A 16,675-nucleotide genomic window follows, 5' to 3' on the forward strand; every position below is an offset into this window, starting at 1 on the left:
AGAGTCGATGAGAAGAAAAAGAAAAAAATCGTAATTTTAACACTGAAATAAACACGCTTTTGGGAACTGTTTTGCTATGCTCTATTTAAACAGGAATACCCGGGTCAATTTCATAGGAATCTCCAATAAGCATATCGACTGCTTTATTTAGTGTGGTTTTTACCTATATTTTCTATGAGATATTATATCCCAAATATGTAAATGAACTTCTTTTAGCGATGAAAGAAAAGATGAACCTTTTAAGCATCCCAAAAGAGAAAATCGATGAAAAGCTTGCAGAAAGGACTACATACTACAGCACCGCTATCCAAAGTGGTTATTCTTTTATAGGAAATTTTATTACCGGTATGGCATTTACTCTTTTATTGAGTTTTTTTTTAAAGACAAACAAAAAGATATAAATAAAAAGAAATAGGAATGATTACAATAACTTATAAAAAAATAAGGTAATTTGGATGCTTAGTATTTTACTAACAGCAAATCAATGATTAAAAAACTATTAAAAGTAGTACTTGCCTTGATTCTTATTGTTTCCATTGGCGCTGGGTACCTTTATTTTAGATTACATAATGATATTGATAATATTCTTGATGCAAAAAGTGATTGGCGAAGTGAAGTGCTGGAATTTCCATTACTCTTTGCTGGAGATCTGGACTATGAAGGTGAAGAACATATTCGATTTGCTCCGGGTTGGGGAGAACCCAATAGTGAGGATTACTTTTCGTATGTATTTGTATGGATGATTAAAGAAGACCCTAATCTCAATCCCTCTGAATTAAAAAATATCATCAGTACCTACTTTGATGGATTGATGAATATGGGGGCAATAACCAATCTCAGTTTCTTTAAAGATATTCCAGAAACTATAACTACCATACAACAAATAGATACAAATACATATCAAGGTACTATAACCCTTTATGATGAATTTTTTTCAAAAAAGATCTTTGTACTTAATGCAAAAATCAAAAATGAATATTGCTCTACTAAGGAAAAACATTTAGTTTGGTTTTATCTGTCTCCACAAGAATACAATCATCCCATTTGGAACGACCTTATAGGTATACAGTTAACATCAACATGTGATTAGTTCATAGAGGAAACACTATGAACCGTAAAATAATAGTAAACAAAACTGCTTCTCTATTGGGCGTAGCTAAGTATATTTCTGGTAATGAGCTCCTAATTAGGACTCAATTCTTCCTTAATAATGGATTGAAAATATCGTACTCCCAATTGACCTCCGTAGGCTAACACAAATATTCCTGCGGTAGGTTTCCAGCCATCTTCTAAAAAAATATTGACTTTCTCTTCTAATTTGTGTTCAGATTGATCAGATAGTATTTTATATTCCATAAGTAATTTTTGATTAAACGTATTTCACCTAAAACAAATTTATTTTAAGTTTTCTTCATTTTCTTACGGATTACCGTAATGAGATTACCATATAAAACCCTTATCAGAGTTACATTAACAAAAAACAACACCTGATCTACTAGAAAACAGATCATTAGCCAAAACATATACCATGAAGTATAAAAAATGGTCAGTAGTTTTTTTTCACTATTTAGTTTCATCCCAATAGTAGCCATCTGGATAGATTCTTTCTCTAAAAATAGCAGTTTCCACTCTAATTATCGTAGCTCCTTCTTCTATGCGATTTCCAGATCACCACGCATCCCCATAGATAATTCATTCATGGTTACATTGGGAATATTGAGGTCTATCACCTCATCCTGGATTTGCTTTAATAACTGGAAACATGTTTTCACTTCTGTAGTATCAGAGCTAAGCAATCCTATAGTCATCAAGCCTTTTATATGAATATTCTTGAATTAAGTTCTTGCACTTTATTCTCTCCAATAATCGTTTCTCCTTGTTGTAAAGCAAAATTTATCTTGTACTGTATCTACTGTTTTTGTAGCCAGTAATAAACGAACCTGCTTTGGATCTCTATGAACACGCATACAGGTTTCCTGTATTCTTTTATGAATACGGCTTAAATTACCTGTAATAGTTTCCATTATTCCACAAGTGTTTGATGGTCCGGACAATCGATTTGAAGTTCGTGATTATTGAGTGACTTTTCCAAGAAAGAACAATAATGCTCATTACCGTTTTTTGAATAATGATAGCAGGTTAGACACATGCGTTGGATTGATATTATTGAATTTTGGTTTAAATTTTCAATAATCTTTAACAACCCATTTAAAAATATCCCTTTTGTGGTATCTGTTAATTTACCTATAGCATGATCTAATGCATTGGTATACCCTGAAACTTTATTTGCTATTTCTTTTCCTTCTTTTGTTAACTCGACCATATAGCTTCTGGAGTCATAGGTATCAGGAATTTTTATAAGCATCTTTTTTTCGAGCAATACTTTAACCGAATCGCTTATGGTTGCTTTGGTCAAATCAAATTCTTTAGCAAAGAAACTCACCTTTAACATCTCCTGCTCATGAGTAAGGCAGAATATCAAAATTTGTATTTGTATAGGGCTTATTCCGTATTTCTTACTTTCCTGCCATAAGAGCACTCTAAACGTTTTCGATATTCGTTCTAGGGCTTGAGTAATTTTATAATTTATCTCTATATCAGTCATGATCTTGGGTTACCAGGATTCCTTTGGATTCTTCTCTTTTAATAATTTCCTTTTTCATTTCCTTATACATATGGTCTTTTGCCTCTGCATACGAGATCCCATAGACTCTTTTTACATTTCTATGGCTTTTAGGAAATTTAGTCAATATATCGTCATAAAACGTATCTAATTCATTTTGATCAGGAAGTTCAAATTTTAATTTTAATTGAAAACGTCTCAATAAAGCAGTATCAATACTCCTGGAATGATTGGTCGCTGCAATTAGCAAGGTTGTATCGGGCAGGTAATCAATTAACTGAATTATTGTATTGACCAGACGTTTCATTTCTCCAGAATCCTTATTATCATAATCTCGTAGTGTACCGATATAATCAAATTCATCTATAAACAATACCGCTTTTTCTCGATCTGCTTTGCGAAATACATTGGTCATATTCTTAGCAGTTTCTCCTAACTTCGAAGAGACAATGTTTCCCAGATCTAAAATCATCATCTTTTTACCTATCGCATTGGCAATAGCTTTTGCCGTAGTTGTTTTTCCGCAACCTGTATGGCCGTATAACAACAATTTATTATCCACCGGCAAGTTATAGCGCTTTAAAGCTTCAACGTGCTTAAACTCCTTTAATAATTGATCTAAAGCATTTTTATTATGCTCATTAAAATGAATTTTATCCAAAGGAAGTATCGTTTCTTCCTTATGAATCAACAAATCATATATATTCATTCCCTTCTACTTCTATATCATTAAGATTACAAAGTTAGCAATCCTAATTAAAAGAAGTAATCTTATCGGCTATTTCTTTATAAGTAATATGACCAAACCACTCTGCTATGATTTCATAACTATTATTAAATAAAACAAAACTTGGGGTACCTCTCAATTGATTTAAGGTAAATGTAAGTGCTATTTTGTCTAATGACCTTAGATAATGAGCAACTCTTTTTTGCAGTGCTACTTTTTCAAAATCTGGCCATAGTGCATAACTAGGATTGATGTTACAAATAGTTTCTATGGCAACATTTATATCGCTTAGGGTTTCTTCTATCTTATCCATCACAATAGGAAAATCCAGTGAATATGGAAGCGTTTCTATACCTTGTTGTAACATCATCTTTTTGGTCTCCCCTACCAAAGCCCCATCATTAACCAAATGTGTTGTATGCGCTATGGTATTTTTGTCATAATCCTCAAAAGCTGTGGATAAGGCTAAAAAAGAAACATCTTCTTTATGAAACTGGTGATATAGTTCATTAAAGAGCGGTAATGCATAAGAAAAGCATCCCGGACAATTTACTTGAAAGACCAAAAGGAGATTAAGATCTTTGATCTTAAAATCTCCTTGTAATGTCTTTTCAAAATGTAATTCAAGTTTTTTCATATTAATTACAGTGTTCCATTTCAATAATATAATATCCTTTTTGTCGAATTTCTTGTTCAACAGCTTCCGGAGCACGCTCCATATGGCAAAAATTACATTCTTTTGTCGTTAACTGAAAATTTAAAATCCCTTTTTGGGCTAAATATTCCTTTCCATAGGCATATACATCTTCTACTGATGTATGATCTTCAACCAGGATATCAAAATGCATGTTAACATTGGTTGCTTTGGGCACATAGGTATCATAAACAGAAACTTTCATCATCTTTATTTCAATTTTACAGTATAGGGTAATGATAAATCTCCACTGGCTACACTAAACACATCATAGACTCCTAACATAGGTTGATCTTCTTTACTTGTATTTACAATCATATAGGCTGCTACTCCATCATATTTAAAAGAAGTTTGATTATTCATTCTATAATCAGGAATTACCACTTTGATCGTGTTCTCTATTGTCGTCACGGGAAAACCTGGAGAATCCATATACATAGGCATTCCTGGATTTGTAGGTGGTAATGTAACATTATCTGTATCTGTAAATTGTTTTACAGCCAATCCTCCTGGTACACGCTCATCTTTATGCAAAACTACCCAGTGCGGGTGCCAGATCACGCCATCATTATCAAAGATAGCATCATTGTTTTCATCCCAGATCGGTGTATCATCAAAATCAGGATGAGAAGTAAGTGCCATAGCAACTATTCCTTCTGTCTGACTAAAACCTACATCAGTTGGTTTTAAAGATGTAGGGAAAACATATCCTAATACAGGTGCTCCATCCAAAGATCCATTAGGAGTTGGAGTAGTTTTACCTGCTGTTCCTTTAACATTGATTTCCCATACACTTATACTTAGATTAGAATGATGTGTTACTTCTGCATTCTTAATGACAAAGTCGTCGTTGTTATATGGTCTTTCCTGAGCACATGAAGTGGTTATTACACCAAGAACTAAAATTGCTAATATTACTAGTTTATCTAATTTCATTTTATCTTATTTTTAAAAGTTAGGAATCTTAAAATTAGGATTCCTAACTTTATAGATTAAAAAAATTACCCTTTTACATCTGCCATTGAGGCTCCAAAGTTTAAATGCAATACATTTCCTTTTGGAGTTAACAATGCTGGTACCGATTGCACTCCTGCTTTTTCGGCTTCGGGGATTCGGTCTCTGACCTCTCCTATATTTACTATTTCGACATTTTCATTACCTACTAATTCTAAAATGTCATGTTCTGCACTTATACATACTGAACATCCTGCATGATAAAAAACTGATTTATTCATAATTTTATTTTTATACTTTTTATTTTTTAGCAATATTGCCAATACAAATATAGTTAGGATTCCTTACTGTATAAAATGTTTTTTCACTTTTCTCATTATTCATAAGCAATTAATCTCATTAGGTCCTTATATTACTTATCTTTCTTACCTCATAATTTTTTTATGTTATCAAGCTTTACCTTTTATATTATCTAAAGAACGGATTGCAAATAGTATATATTTCTAAAATTTAATTTTGCAGTTACAAAAACATTCTTATCTTTGTACTGTAACAATTTTTAATACAGTTATATTGGTCAAAAGCAAATTTTCTATATCATTACACATTATGACACTATTGGCTTTGTATAAAGATGATTGGTGTTCTTCTTCTGACATTGCGAGTAGCCTAAACATTAACCCTGTTCTGGTTAGAAAAGAAATTGCTGCTCTTAAAAAAGGAAATTTGATTGAAAGTAAAGAAGGAAAAAATGGAGGTATACGTTTGCTTAAGGATGCAAATAAAATTTATCTATCTGATATTTTTACAGTAATAAAAGGAGATAGTAGTGTCCTGTCATTATCCAATAATATACCAGACCCAACGTGCAGAATTGGAAAACAGATAAACACAAAACTCGAAACGCTGTTAGAAACTATTGACAATTCTATTGTAAGGGAATTAAACAAACAAACCTTGGAAGAATTTAAAAATCAATTTTAGCTTTTTTTTAACCAAAACTGTAACAAAATAAATTACAGATAAAATAAATTATTTAAAATGAAAACAAAAAAAATACTCCTTGGACTACTCGGTCTTGCTTTGTTGTCTGGATGTACCAGTATTGATCAACAACATAAAAATTCAATATTAATTAAAACCGAACCTATGAAAACAAAAAACAAAGTAGTAAAAATTGATGATCTATCTATTTTCTATCGAGAAGCAGGAATACAAAACAAAGAAACTATTTTGATGTTACATGGTTTTCCTTCTTCATCTCATATGTATAGGGATCTTATAGGACAATTATCCAATGAGTATCATATTATCGCACCAGATTATCCTGGTTTTGGTTTAAGCTCTATCCCTCCTATATCTGAGTTTGAATATACATTTGAGCATATAACTGACATCATGAATCAGTTTGTTGATAAACTTAAGTTAGATGGTTTCTATCTATTGGTTCAAGATTATGGTGGACCCATTGGTTTTAGAATTGCATCGCAGAGACCAGAACTCATTAAAGGGTTAATAATTCAGAATGCAAATGCATATCTGGAAGGATTTGGAGAATGGGGTATTAAAATTGGAAACTATATGAAGAATAATGATATCGAAGCTCTAAATACTTATAAAGATCATTTGATGTCTTTAGATGGTATAAAAGAACAATATCTAACTGGAGTATCAGATGCCACCAAAATTGACCCTATTTCATATCTCACAGACTATGCTTTTTTAAATCGTAATCATGTCAAAGATATACAATCGACAATGTTTGATAACTATAAAACAAACTTCGCCAAGTATTCAGAATGGCAAGAATATTTTAAAATGCATCAACCTCCAACATTAGTGGTTTGGGGAGAAAATGATAAATTTTTTAGCAAAGCGGGAGGAGAGGCATTTAACAAAGATCTCAAAAACATCGAATCTCATTTTTTTAATGGAGGACATTTTATGCTAGAGGAATATGCCATAGAAGTAGGTGATCTAATTGATCATTTTATAAAAAAACAACACTAAAATTCTTTTGTTATGAGCACTTACTTTCATAAAGGAGAATTAGAGCTTCAAAAAAAATATGACGCCTGGCATGATCCAAAATTAGTGGAGCGGTTACTTAAGGATAGTATAGTAAGCACTCTAATCCCATTCATTGAACATCAAACCACATTAATTTTAAGCACCTATGATGATGACAATATATGGGCATCTATGCTTATTGGAGACACTGGCTTTGTCAAAGTAAAAACATCAAAATTAGTACATATCGATCTCAGTAAAGTAAAAAGTACCAAAACAGATATTGGTTTTAAAAATATCAAAAAACATTCAAAAGTGGGACTTCTTTTTATCGATACCTCTACACGAACCAGATATCGTCTTAATGGTTTTGCCCATTTATCTAAAGAGTTATTAAGCATTGAAGTGTTAGAAGCTTATCCTAATTGTCCTAAATATATTCAGCAGCGTGTCATCACTCTTTCTGAAAATACTTCGAGTCTAGGAATAGAAGTGGTGAAAGGAATGACCTTATTGGATCATCATAAAGAATGGATTAAAGAGGCTGATACATTTTTTCTTGGAAGTATGAACACTGATGGAGATATGGATGCATCTCACCGAGGTGGACATTCTGGTTTTGTCGACATATTAAAAAATGGAACCTTAAAAATTCCAGATTATACGGGAAATAACCTATTTAATACGTTAGGGAATTTCCTTGAGTATCCAAAAGCTGGTTTGTTATTTATAGATTATGAAAAAGGACACTCCTTACAATTGTCAGGGAATGTAGAACTCTTATTGGATCAAGAAACCTCATCGGATATAGAAAAAACTACCGGAACCGGACGATATTGGTTGTTTAAAACCAAACATTGGATTCAAACCCAAAACCATAATAAAGTAGATTGGAAATTTATCAATTTTTCTCCTTTTAACCCATAAACAAATATTCATAAACCATAAAATCATGAATGAAATATTAAAAAATGAAATTAGAAACGTCTTAAACCAATGGTTAAAAGCATTTAACGACAATGATCTGGAAGCGCTAATGCAGTTATATGATCCAGAAATAAATTATATGAATAGTAATGTTCCTATACAAGTAGGAATTCCTGTTGTAAAAGAAGGATTTGCCGCAAGTTTTCATATCCAACCAAGTGTGGTTTTTAAAGAAGAACAGGTCATTGCCCAAGATGGGTTAGGCTATATTGCAGGGCAGTTTAGAGTCACAGGAACAAATCCAGAAGATGGAGAAACCATTGATGAAGCGGGTCGTGTGGTATGTATTTTTAGAAAAAACACCGAAGGTGATTGGAAACTTGTCTTTGATATGGATAACCGACCACCAGACATCAATTTATAAACTTCAAAAAGATAATAATGAATACTGAAATAAAACGTAAAGCAATGCGTCCTCGTGATATCGCAAATCATATTAGCGAATGTATTAAAGAAGGAGATCTGGAAAATATAGTAGATTTCTTTCACCCTGATTATATAATGTCTTTTCCGCCTTCAGAGAATCCTAAAAGTGGTCTAGATACAATACGTGAAGTCTTTGGTGAATTTATAGCATCCAAATCTATATTATCCAGTGAAGTTACTGGAGAAATCATAAATGGAGACACAGCTCTTTTACAAGCAACCTGGACCGTCACAGATATCTCTGATACCATAATAGCAGAAGGAAAGTCTACCGAGGTGATAAAACAAAGAATAGATGGTTCATGGGTTTATTTTATAGACTGCCCAATGGGACTTCCTAAAATATAAGCAGACCAAGAATATTACAAAAGCCTTATAGATTTTTATAAGGCTGTATTTTTTTTAAAATTTAAAAACGAAACTTTAGAAATCACTTTTTTTCTCCTAAATGTTCTTCTTTTAATTTTTTAATAATATCTCGAATAGCCTCTTCTCCTCCATCTAGAATTGCCTGTGTTTTTATAGCATCTTGCTCATTTACTGGCTTATATTTTAAACTCCATCTGGCATTTTCTATTAAGATCGGAAAAAGATCAACTCCCTTTTCTGTAAGTAAATAGATAATCTTTTGCTTATGACTGGGGTCTTTTTTTTTATGAATTATCCCTTCTTCCTCCATTACCTGAAGACGATTTGCTAAAATATTAGTAGCGATCTTTTCTTTGGATTGAAGAAATTCTCTGAAATATTTCTTTCCATCAATCATCATATCTCTAATAATCAATAACGTCCATTTATCTCCAAAGGCCTCTAAAGCTAGGTATTGAGGGCAATATGATTTATATTTTTTTTGTTTTTTCATATCTAATAGCTTAAAAGCAATTTGCAAAGTAAAAATATTATTTATAATATTACAACTAGTTGTTTTACACAACCAGTTTTCAATATTCAAAATTATGTCACAACTAAAACAAAATGATAATAGTTATCAAAAATATGTCATCATCGATACAAACGTTATTCAGGTTTTTGAAGCATTAACTACTAACATGGATAAATGGTGGGCCAAAATAGAAGGTTCGGCTCAAAAAAAAGGTGATGTATTTAAAATATCTTTTAATGGTAATTCGTATTGGAAGTTTAAAGTAACTAATATAACCGAATTTAGCAGTATTTCCTGGAAATGTATTGCATCCCATCAGAATCATAATATTAACGGAATGGACGAAGAATGGCTTGATTCTACATTACATTGGGAGATTAAGCAGGACAATGATCTCATACAAGTGCACTTTTTACATCAAGGTTTAGTCCCCCATGGTATCTGTTATAATGCATGTTCATCTGCCTGGGACTTCTATATTACAGACAGTCTAAAAAGATTTTTAGAACATGGAGAAGGCAAACCCGAATTCATATAATTTTTTATCGCTTGCTATATATTTACTATCAAGAAAGAAAACAACACAAATTAAGATTACAAACAATCAGTCTCTCAAAACACATATCAAAAAAGCATTTGACGCTTTAACAATAAATATTGAAACCTAGTGAATAATCGCAGATCATTCTCCACAACGATTATGATTTTTGTTCTTCTACTTAGGATCATTTTGTAACAAATGAATTAAAGGTGTTTCAGGAAGAAAATGAGTAATTATATAATTCTTTATGTATTTCTTTTTTACCATGAGAACACCTTATATATTGTATCCAGTAATTATATCTTCCCTGATTGTTCTAAATCTTCTATTTTATCTTTTGCCATCACAAAATCAGCATCTAATTTTATGGCTTCCTTATACAATTTTATTGCCTTGTTTAGCTGATTATTTCTTTCATAATACACCCCCAAAACATAAGTTGTATAAGCATCGTCTGGAAATATCATTTTAGCAAAATCTTGAATTTTTATTGCTCTTTGAAGATTATTTTTTAGGTAATTATCAACGTATGATAATCTAATTAGATCATCGGGATGAATAAAAACCCAGTTTTTAAACTTTGCTTTGTTTTCTAGATATATTTTTTCGGCTTGTTCAATGCCTTCGTTTTTTATAATTTCAATAAATTCCTTACTTGTTGGAGGCACTTCTTTATTTTGAAGCTTATAGTTTTCTCTTAAATACTCATACGTTTCTGTATTAGGGGCTTTCATTTTTGAGATTACATATTTTATTCTTTTTTCAGCTTGTTCATATGCGCCTTTTTTTGATAATTTATCTGACAAATTAAGTATCTCACCTGGGTATAGGTCTACTTTCCAATTCATTGATTCAAAATCATTTTCTGTTAACTTTTGATTTTTGATAATCAATCCTTCTTCGGGAATCCATTTATCATATTCTAAATCCCGGGCCACCTGTTTTGCAAACTTTTCTCCTTTTAACTTTGAAACCAAATGAAGAGCGCCATCGATTCCTGCAGATATTCCCGCGGTAGTTATTACTTTACCATTATCCACAAATCGTACATTATCTCGTACATCAATTTTTGGAAACGTAGTTTTTAAATACTCGATTGATTGATGATATGTAGTTGCTATCATATGATCTAAAAATCCGATTTCGGCTAGGAAAAAAGCTCCTGTACAAACAGTAAATTGTAATTCAGTTTTAGAAGATACATCTTTTACCCATTCTTTTATATTATCTTCTTTTGCAACAGCCAGATCTCCTCCTCCAACAAATGCAATAATATCAGGTATAGGAGCATTATCTATTGAATAATCAGGAATAATGGTTAGTGAATGCATTGCTTTCATAGGTTCTGTTGTTTTTGCCACGGTATATACATTAAAACCTGCTACTATAAAAACTTCCATGGGTCCTGCAAAATCTAAAATCTCCACGTTATCTTGTAAGAAAATAGCAATATTTTTGATTTCCGTTTGATTTTGACTATAGGCGAAAAATTGAAAATGTAGCCCCAGAATTAATACGATTATTTTTTTCATGATGTATGAGATTAATTATTGTTTTTTAAAGAATACTCCTCTATATTCACTAGTTTCAAGTCCGATAATGATATCCTTTTCATTTCTTTTAAAGTTCATTATATGAGAAGAGTGTGATGTCAAAAATCTATCTTTCTCTAGATAAAATATTGGAAATAACCTCCCCTCTTTAAAAAGGTGAAGTTGACCTTGTTCTTTATTCAGTTTAATAGATATTTCTTCAGTAGATATTGACATAAAAACCCCTCTATACTGTTGCAAGATTTTGATGTTGTTCATGTCTTTATAAGGGTTTTCTTCACATGGTACTACTCCTCGATTTGGCACCCAATCATACTCCATATAAAAAGCTGTTTCTCCTGCTATTGCTAAGCTATTGAGTTTGGCAACCATATGTAAAGCCCCATCTATTCCTGCAGATACACCTGCAGTGGTAATCACATTTCCATTATCAACATATCTAACCCCTCTTAAAACATCTATTTTGGGATAGTTTTGTTCTAAAACATCCAAAGTATTGCGAAACGTTGTTGCTTGCTTGCCATTCAAAATTCCTGCTTCTGCCAATATTAAAGCTCCGCTGCACACCGAGAAATAGTACTTCGTATTCTTCTGTTGCTTTAGCCATTCTATAAGTTTTGGATCTTTTGAAGGTAAAATGGCATTACCTCCAAAAAAAACTAAAATATCAACAGAGGGCGCATCTTCTAAATCATAATCAGGGGTAACTTTTAGTATCCCTTGAACAAATACCTGATCTTTATTTTTGGAAATTGTAATGACATCATATCCCGAATAATTAAAAACCTCCATTGGTCCGGCAAAATCCAATATCTCTACTCCGGATTGTAAATAAAATCCAACTTTCATACGATTTTTTTTAGGCGATTCTTTTATTTCTTCTTGTGTAATTAACTTCATATTACAATGCTCACAAACACCTGCTGTTTCAAATTCTAAATCATCACATCTTCTATTGCATGGAGGGCAGACATAGATTTTTTTATCATTAGATGCTAAAAAAAATTCTGGGACTACCACTCCTTGAGAAAAACACAGATTGGTACCTAAAAAAAAGAGTAATATGACAGCAATTTTCATAGTATCTAAGATTGATTACTACAAAATTAATTATGACTGCGATTTATTAAAAGGACAGAATAGGATGATTTTGGGACATTATTTCTATTAAAAGAACATTAAAAATCAGGAAGGTGTTTTCTGTATTTATTTAAGACCACTCTTAACTGACTAACACTTTTAAACCCACATTCATCAGCTATTAACTCAATTTTATTTTTCTCTGAAAGTAGATTTAATGCTTTTTCTACTCTAAGTTTTTCTGTATACAAATGAATAGTTATTCCTGTAGTTTTCTTAAATAATCTAGTTAAGTTTCTAGAACTCATGTGCACTTCTTCAGCTATATCAGAAATATTAAATGATCTATGTATATTCTGAATTATAAATTCCTGAGCATTATGAATTCGTTCCTCAAGATGATTCCTATATTGAAGATAGATACTAAGCTGTGGATCAAATTCACCTCTCCTAAAATAAATCACGGCTTCCTTTGCCACATCAACTGCTATTTTACTTCCAAACTTTTCTTCCAAAATATATAATGCCAGATCGATTCCTGAAGAGATTCCAGCACTCGTATAAACATTGTCATCTATAACAAATAATCGATTATCCTTCACATCTATTTTTGGATATCGCTTTTTAAATGTCTCTAACCTTTTCCAATGTGTAGTGCATGATCTTCTCTCCAGAATACCAGATTCGCCTAGCAAAAATGTACCCGTACAAACGGAACAAATATGAACTCTTTTGTTATTCTGGATAGATAACCATTCAAAAAAAGGAGTACAATTTTTAATAAAATGAGAGTTCTGAAGAAGTGAGAAATATATACCTGGTACAAATATAAAATCTCTATCCGTTAGTTGAAACTCACTAAAATGAATCAAGTCAGAAAAAATAAGTCCGGCACTACTGGTTACTTTATTTTCTATAGTTGGAGTTACAAAATGTAAATCTACGTCAGCTCCGTACTCCTTTGCTTCGTAAAAAATATGAGCAGGACCATTGATATCTAAGAGATGTACCTTGGGAGGTACAACAAAAAGAACCTTTCTTCTAGTTGTATTATTATCCTTATGCAATGACTTAAAATTATGTTTTGAATTTTAAATAAACTTTAATCCATATCAAAAAGCAATTCAGAATCTAAATCTACGCATTCAATTCCATTTCTTTTGAGTAGATCTATAACTTCTTGTGAAATATCACTTGTACATTCGATCCTTAATACATTATCGCAATCTTCCAGATCAAAATTCCACCTAATTATTGCTGGTAATGCATCTATAAATGGTGAGATCGAATTTGCTTTTTCAGTAGAAGTTACAGTCGTTTTAAATACTAAAATCATTTGTTCTCATTTATGATTTCTTCAAGATCGCTCCAGACACCTCCGTTGTATACCTTTTTAATCCCCCGCTCTTTTAATAAATTCACTGCTTTAATACTTCTCAATCCATGAGAACAACAAGTAATATAGATTTTACTTGTATCCAGCTCAATATACCTTTCTCTTATGCTACCAAGAGACATATTAATAGCGTTATTAATATGACCTTCTGAAAACTCTTTTGAAGTTCTAACATCTAAAATAATTGCACCTTTTGCTACTAAACGATCTAAGTCTTTGGCAATATTTACTTGCTGATATATTTTATAAGTACCATATATGATGATTACAAGTATAAGTGTTAAGAGTATTTTGTTCATAATGTAGATTGATGTATTTCTTTAAGTATTTTTTTATCGATATAAAAAGTGCCAAAAGGAAAGAAACAAGCAATAATAACTTTACTTGTTGTTCTTTTAAAATTCCATTTCTGTTCTACTGCGACCTTCAATGTATTAAAAACAAAAAGTACAAAGAATATTCCATGAGCCTGTCCTATAAATTTTACCAGAATTGGTTCTCGAAGCATATACTTAACCGGAACAGCTACAAACATCAATAACAATAAAGAACATCCCTCAAGATATCCTAATATTCTTAATCTTCCGATAGTAGAGTTTAAATAATTCTTCATTATAATGAGTTTAAAAAGTTCTTATGTAAGGGCGATTTGAAAGAGGAGAAAATGGCCAGGGGATTGCTATTAGAATAATTAGTAATGCGATTGTAAACCAGATCACCGTAGTTTTATATTTATCTTTTTTATTCAATTTCCTTTTAGCTAAAGCAGAACCTATCGTTAAAACTATAATAGCCGAGCACATCAATAAAAAATGAATCAAACCAAAAAAAACTATATCCATTTCATAAAAAGCATCTTTAAGGTTTCTCCAGAAGTATTGAATAATTGGACTTTGAGCGTATAAAATAATTCCTAGTACTAACTGAATGTGAGCAATCGTAACAGTCCAATGACGTATTGAATTATCTATTTTGTAATATGGTAAATTGTAAAAGTACCCTTTATAAGACCTGTATAACGTCAATATTAACGCTAACAAAACACACCACTTTACCAATGAATGTAAGATCAAAACTGTAGTATACATATATTATTTCTCTTATTATTTTTTAAAACTTACCAAACGGTATGTTTTTGATTAAAAAAAATTACTCTATACTGCTTAAGTATCTTTTTAACTCCTTTAAATATACCTGATAGCAATCAACACCATACAACTTACCTAGGTTTCTAATCCCCATATAACTTGTAATAATAAAGACAGATGATTCTTTTACGTTTAATTCTTTACAAATTTGACCAGCTTTTTTACCTCTTGTTAGGACTTCTTCTAAGGTATTTTGCATTTCATCAATAAGTCTTGACAGTGCTTTGTTAAAAGAAGTATTAAGTGGAGCCATCTCTTCAATAATATTTACAGCAGGACAACCGTATCTTGGATCAAAGGCAGGATCTTCAATCAAAATAGATTTGATCATATCATAAATGCTTTGAGTTGCCGGTTTATTCTCATTTAAAGGAATGACTAATGCTTTATACATCCCCGGATACATTATTTCATTGATCATGGCCAACCCCATTTCATCTTTATTTTTAAAATGATAAAAAAATGATCCTTTAGAAACTGAAGTAAGCGCAATGATATCATCCACACTAGTCGATTGATATCCCTTTTTGTAGGATATCTCAAACGCTTTCTCCAGAATCGTATGCCTGGTGTATTCACCTTTTTTCAAAAACTTACCATTTAGTATGTTTTACAAATATACAGATTTATTTAAAATAAGCATGTCACGTTCATAAGGTTTCAATTGTCATATTGTATTAAAACGAAAAGTTTATCTATTTTACAATGTAAATTAAAGCTATACTATTCGTTCATAATTTCTAAACACTACTATGAAATGAAAAATGACACTTTAGATCTACATACCTATCACAACCTCTTGTTTCCTTACGCTTATAATATTTTAGGGTCTGCAGAAGATGCTAAAGATGTTGTTCAGGAAGTTTTAAGTAAATATTTAAAAATAGATGCTACCGTTAAAAACGAAAAAGGGTATCTTATTACCAGTGTTATTAATCAAGCTATAAATATCAAAAATAGACAGAAAAAGAACCTTTCTGGAGATATTCTTCTGCCAGAACCTATTGCTACAGAAGAGTCAGATATAGCATTACATCTAAAAGATATTATATCCTATTCTTTACTCATTCTACTGGAACAACTTAATGTAAAAGAAAGAGCTGTCTTTATTTTAAAAGAAGCTTTTAACTATTCTCATCAGGAAATTGCAGAAGTAATTTCGGAGACTAAAGAAAATTCAAGAAAACTACTTAGCCGTGCAAAATCAAAGCTCAAAACCTCTAAAAGACCTAATAATACACTAAAACGTAGTGAAAGCAATATCTATTTAAAAAAATATATCGCTGCTATCCAGGATAGGGATGTAAAAAAACTAGAATTACTTTTTACAGAAGATATACAAATTGTTGCTGATGGTGGTAACGAAATTAAAGTGTTACGAAATCACACTAGCGGAAAATCTGCATGTATCGACCTCATGTTTGAAGTATTCAAAAAATTTCTACAACACCAAGAAGTAAAGCTCACAGAAATTAATCACCAACCTGCAATTCTTTATTTTACAAAAGGCAAACTATTATCTTGTTTGGTTTTCTCTATTGATGATAATGAAAAAATCTATCGCATAAGCTCTATTATAGATCCTAAAAAGCTAATTAACATTACTGAGCATATTAATTAATGTCACGTTTTCTTTTTCTGGTTTGTCTTATT

Annotated in this window: 25 protein-coding genes and 2 pseudogenes; 10 read left to right on the forward strand and 17 right to left on the reverse strand. The window is 31.4% G+C overall.

Going from position 1 to position 16,675, the window contains the following annotated elements:
* The first annotated feature begins 131 nt into the window (after positions 1-131).
* Positions 132-401 (forward strand): DUF4199 family protein, encoded by a 270-nt coding sequence (locus FOF46_RS24105; protein WP_262713266.1) that lies wholly within the window; start codon positions 132-134, stop codon positions 399-401.
* An 83-nt stretch (positions 402-484) separates the two neighbouring features.
* Positions 485-1,090, forward strand: coding sequence for a hypothetical protein (locus FOF46_RS24110; RefSeq protein WP_109435091.1), 606 nt, complete (start codon positions 485-487; stop codon positions 1,088-1,090).
* Between the two features lie 92 nt (positions 1,091-1,182).
* On the opposite strand, the gene FOF46_RS24115 is transcribed toward FOF46_RS24110, so the two are convergent.
* The 8 genes and pseudogenes from FOF46_RS24115 to FOF46_RS24150 all read right to left on the reverse strand — a co-directional run bounded on the left by FOF46_RS24115 (position 1,183) and on the right by FOF46_RS24150 (position 5,279).
* A complete protein-coding gene (locus FOF46_RS24115) occupies positions 1,183-1,356 on the reverse strand; it encodes a DUF1737 domain-containing protein (protein WP_109435092.1) in 174 nt (57 codons plus the stop codon).
* 207 nt (positions 1,357-1,563) lie between these two features.
* Positions 1,564-2,024 (reverse strand): annotated as a pseudogene (locus FOF46_RS24120) (hypothetical protein).
* On the reverse strand, positions 2,024-2,605 hold the full coding sequence (locus FOF46_RS24125) for a MarR family winged helix-turn-helix transcriptional regulator (RefSeq protein WP_143918236.1): 582 nt from the start codon (positions 2,603-2,605) through the stop codon (positions 2,024-2,026). The pseudogene FOF46_RS24120 and the gene FOF46_RS24125 overlap by 1 nt, the downstream one beginning before the upstream one ends.
* Complete coding sequence (locus FOF46_RS24130) at positions 2,598-3,332, reverse strand: AAA family ATPase (protein ID WP_143918237.1); 735 nt, start codon at positions 3,330-3,332, stop codon at positions 2,598-2,600. Before FOF46_RS24130 ends, FOF46_RS24125 begins: the two co-directional genes overlap by 8 nt.
* Before the next feature lie 43 nt (positions 3,333-3,375).
* Positions 3,376-3,987, reverse strand: coding sequence for a hypothetical protein (locus FOF46_RS24135; RefSeq protein WP_143918238.1), 612 nt, complete (start codon positions 3,985-3,987; stop codon positions 3,376-3,378).
* Position 3,988: 1 nt separating this feature from the next.
* The gene (locus tag FOF46_RS24140; RefSeq protein ID WP_235010917.1) at positions 3,989-4,252 is read right to left on the reverse strand and encodes a DUF2024 family protein; all 264 of its coding nucleotides are present in this window, start codon (positions 4,250-4,252) and stop codon (positions 3,989-3,991) included.
* Positions 4,253-4,254: 2 nt separating this feature from the next.
* Positions 4,255-4,980, reverse strand: coding sequence for a hypothetical protein (locus FOF46_RS24145; protein ID WP_109435096.1), 726 nt, complete (start codon positions 4,978-4,980; stop codon positions 4,255-4,257).
* Between the two features lie 65 nt (positions 4,981-5,045).
* Positions 5,046-5,279 (reverse strand): thioredoxin family protein, encoded by a 234-nt coding sequence (locus tag FOF46_RS24150; RefSeq protein ID WP_109435257.1) that lies wholly within the window; start codon positions 5,277-5,279, stop codon positions 5,046-5,048.
* 292 nt (positions 5,280-5,571) lie between these two features.
* On the opposite strand from FOF46_RS24150, the gene FOF46_RS24155 reads away from it, so the two are divergent.
* From FOF46_RS24155 to FOF46_RS24175, 5 genes are read left to right on the forward strand one after another with little or no spacing between them, the layout of a single operon-like run.
* Positions 5,572-5,982 carry an Rrf2 family transcriptional regulator gene (locus tag FOF46_RS24155; RefSeq protein WP_143918239.1) on the forward strand — a complete coding sequence of 137 codons (411 nt, stop codon included), beginning with the start codon at positions 5,572-5,574 and terminating at the stop codon, positions 5,980-5,982.
* 57 nt (positions 5,983-6,039) lie between these two features.
* The gene (locus FOF46_RS24160) at positions 6,040-7,008 is read left to right on the forward strand and encodes an alpha/beta fold hydrolase (RefSeq protein ID WP_143918240.1); all 969 of its coding nucleotides are present in this window, start codon (positions 6,040-6,042) and stop codon (positions 7,006-7,008) included.
* 12 nt (positions 7,009-7,020) lie between these two features.
* The gene (locus FOF46_RS24165) at positions 7,021-7,935 is read left to right on the forward strand and encodes a pyridoxamine 5'-phosphate oxidase family protein (RefSeq protein ID WP_143918241.1); all 915 of its coding nucleotides are present in this window, start codon (positions 7,021-7,023) and stop codon (positions 7,933-7,935) included.
* Positions 7,936-7,960: 25 nt separating this feature from the next.
* On the forward strand, positions 7,961-8,359 hold the full coding sequence (locus FOF46_RS24170; protein ID WP_143918242.1) for a YybH family protein: 399 nt from the start codon (positions 7,961-7,963) through the stop codon (positions 8,357-8,359).
* 17 nt (positions 8,360-8,376) lie between these two features.
* Positions 8,377-8,769: a YybH family protein gene (locus tag FOF46_RS24175; protein ID WP_109435101.1), complete on the forward strand. Its 393-nt coding sequence runs from the start codon at positions 8,377-8,379 to the stop codon at positions 8,767-8,769.
* 82 nt (positions 8,770-8,851) lie between these two features.
* On the opposite strand, the gene FOF46_RS24180 is transcribed toward FOF46_RS24175, so the two are convergent.
* Entirely contained in the window at positions 8,852-9,283 is a 432-nt protein-coding gene (locus FOF46_RS24180; protein ID WP_143918243.1) for a winged helix-turn-helix transcriptional regulator, read from the reverse strand.
* 94 nt (positions 9,284-9,377) lie between these two features.
* Between FOF46_RS24180 and FOF46_RS24185 the strand changes: the two genes are divergently transcribed.
* Both FOF46_RS24185 and FOF46_RS33120 read left to right on the forward strand, forming a co-directional pair.
* On the forward strand, positions 9,378-9,842 hold the full coding sequence (locus tag FOF46_RS24185) for an SRPBCC family protein (protein WP_143918244.1): 465 nt from the start codon (positions 9,378-9,380) through the stop codon (positions 9,840-9,842).
* A 268-nt stretch (positions 9,843-10,110) separates the two neighbouring features.
* Positions 10,111-10,317, forward strand: a complete 207-nt coding sequence (locus tag FOF46_RS33120) for a DUF2933 domain-containing protein (RefSeq protein WP_407933707.1) — start codon at positions 10,111-10,113, stop codon at positions 10,315-10,317.
* 511 nt (positions 10,318-10,828) lie between these two features.
* Here FOF46_RS33120 and FOF46_RS33125 read toward each other — a convergent pair.
* The 8 genes and pseudogenes from FOF46_RS33125 to FOF46_RS24225 form a co-directional block, all read right to left on the reverse strand.
* Positions 10,829-11,377 (reverse strand): annotated as a pseudogene (locus FOF46_RS33125) (DJ-1/PfpI family protein); the annotation flags it as partial.
* Positions 11,378-11,392: 15 nt separating this feature from the next.
* Positions 11,393-12,478 (reverse strand): DJ-1/PfpI family protein, encoded by a 1,086-nt coding sequence (locus FOF46_RS24195; protein ID WP_200825096.1) that lies wholly within the window; start codon positions 12,476-12,478, stop codon positions 11,393-11,395.
* Positions 12,479-12,576: 98 nt separating this feature from the next.
* Complete coding sequence (locus tag FOF46_RS24200; protein ID WP_143918246.1) at positions 12,577-13,545, reverse strand: GlxA family transcriptional regulator; 969 nt, start codon at positions 13,543-13,545, stop codon at positions 12,577-12,579.
* Between the two features lie 35 nt (positions 13,546-13,580).
* On the reverse strand, positions 13,581-13,814 hold the full coding sequence (locus FOF46_RS24205) for a hypothetical protein (RefSeq protein ID WP_143918247.1): 234 nt from the start codon (positions 13,812-13,814) through the stop codon (positions 13,581-13,583).
* On the reverse strand, positions 13,811-14,173 hold the full coding sequence (locus FOF46_RS24210) for a rhodanese-like domain-containing protein (protein WP_143918248.1): 363 nt from the start codon (positions 14,171-14,173) through the stop codon (positions 13,811-13,813). Before FOF46_RS24210 ends, FOF46_RS24205 begins: the two co-directional genes overlap by 4 nt.
* Positions 14,170-14,487 (reverse strand): DUF3817 domain-containing protein, encoded by a 318-nt coding sequence (locus FOF46_RS24215; protein WP_109435108.1) that lies wholly within the window; start codon positions 14,485-14,487, stop codon positions 14,170-14,172. The genes FOF46_RS24210 and FOF46_RS24215 overlap by 4 nt, the downstream gene beginning before the upstream one ends.
* Before the next feature lie 10 nt (positions 14,488-14,497).
* Positions 14,498-14,962 (reverse strand): hypothetical protein, encoded by a 465-nt coding sequence (locus FOF46_RS24220; protein WP_109435109.1) that lies wholly within the window; start codon positions 14,960-14,962, stop codon positions 14,498-14,500.
* A 61-nt stretch (positions 14,963-15,023) separates the two neighbouring features.
* The gene (locus FOF46_RS24225; protein WP_160114077.1) at positions 15,024-15,611 is read right to left on the reverse strand and encodes a TetR/AcrR family transcriptional regulator; all 588 of its coding nucleotides are present in this window, start codon (positions 15,609-15,611) and stop codon (positions 15,024-15,026) included.
* 168 nt (positions 15,612-15,779) lie between these two features.
* Here FOF46_RS24225 and FOF46_RS24230 point away from each other — a divergent pair, with 168 nt between their 5' ends.
* Positions 15,780-16,643, forward strand: coding sequence for a sigma-70 family RNA polymerase sigma factor (locus tag FOF46_RS24230; RefSeq protein WP_143918249.1), 864 nt, complete (start codon positions 15,780-15,782; stop codon positions 16,641-16,643).
* Positions 16,644-16,675 lie beyond the last annotated feature (32 nt).

Source organism: Aquimarina algiphila (genome assembly GCF_007489275.1).
GTDB classification, from domain to species: Bacteria; Bacteroidota; Bacteroidia; order Flavobacteriales; family Flavobacteriaceae; genus Aquimarina; species Aquimarina algiphila.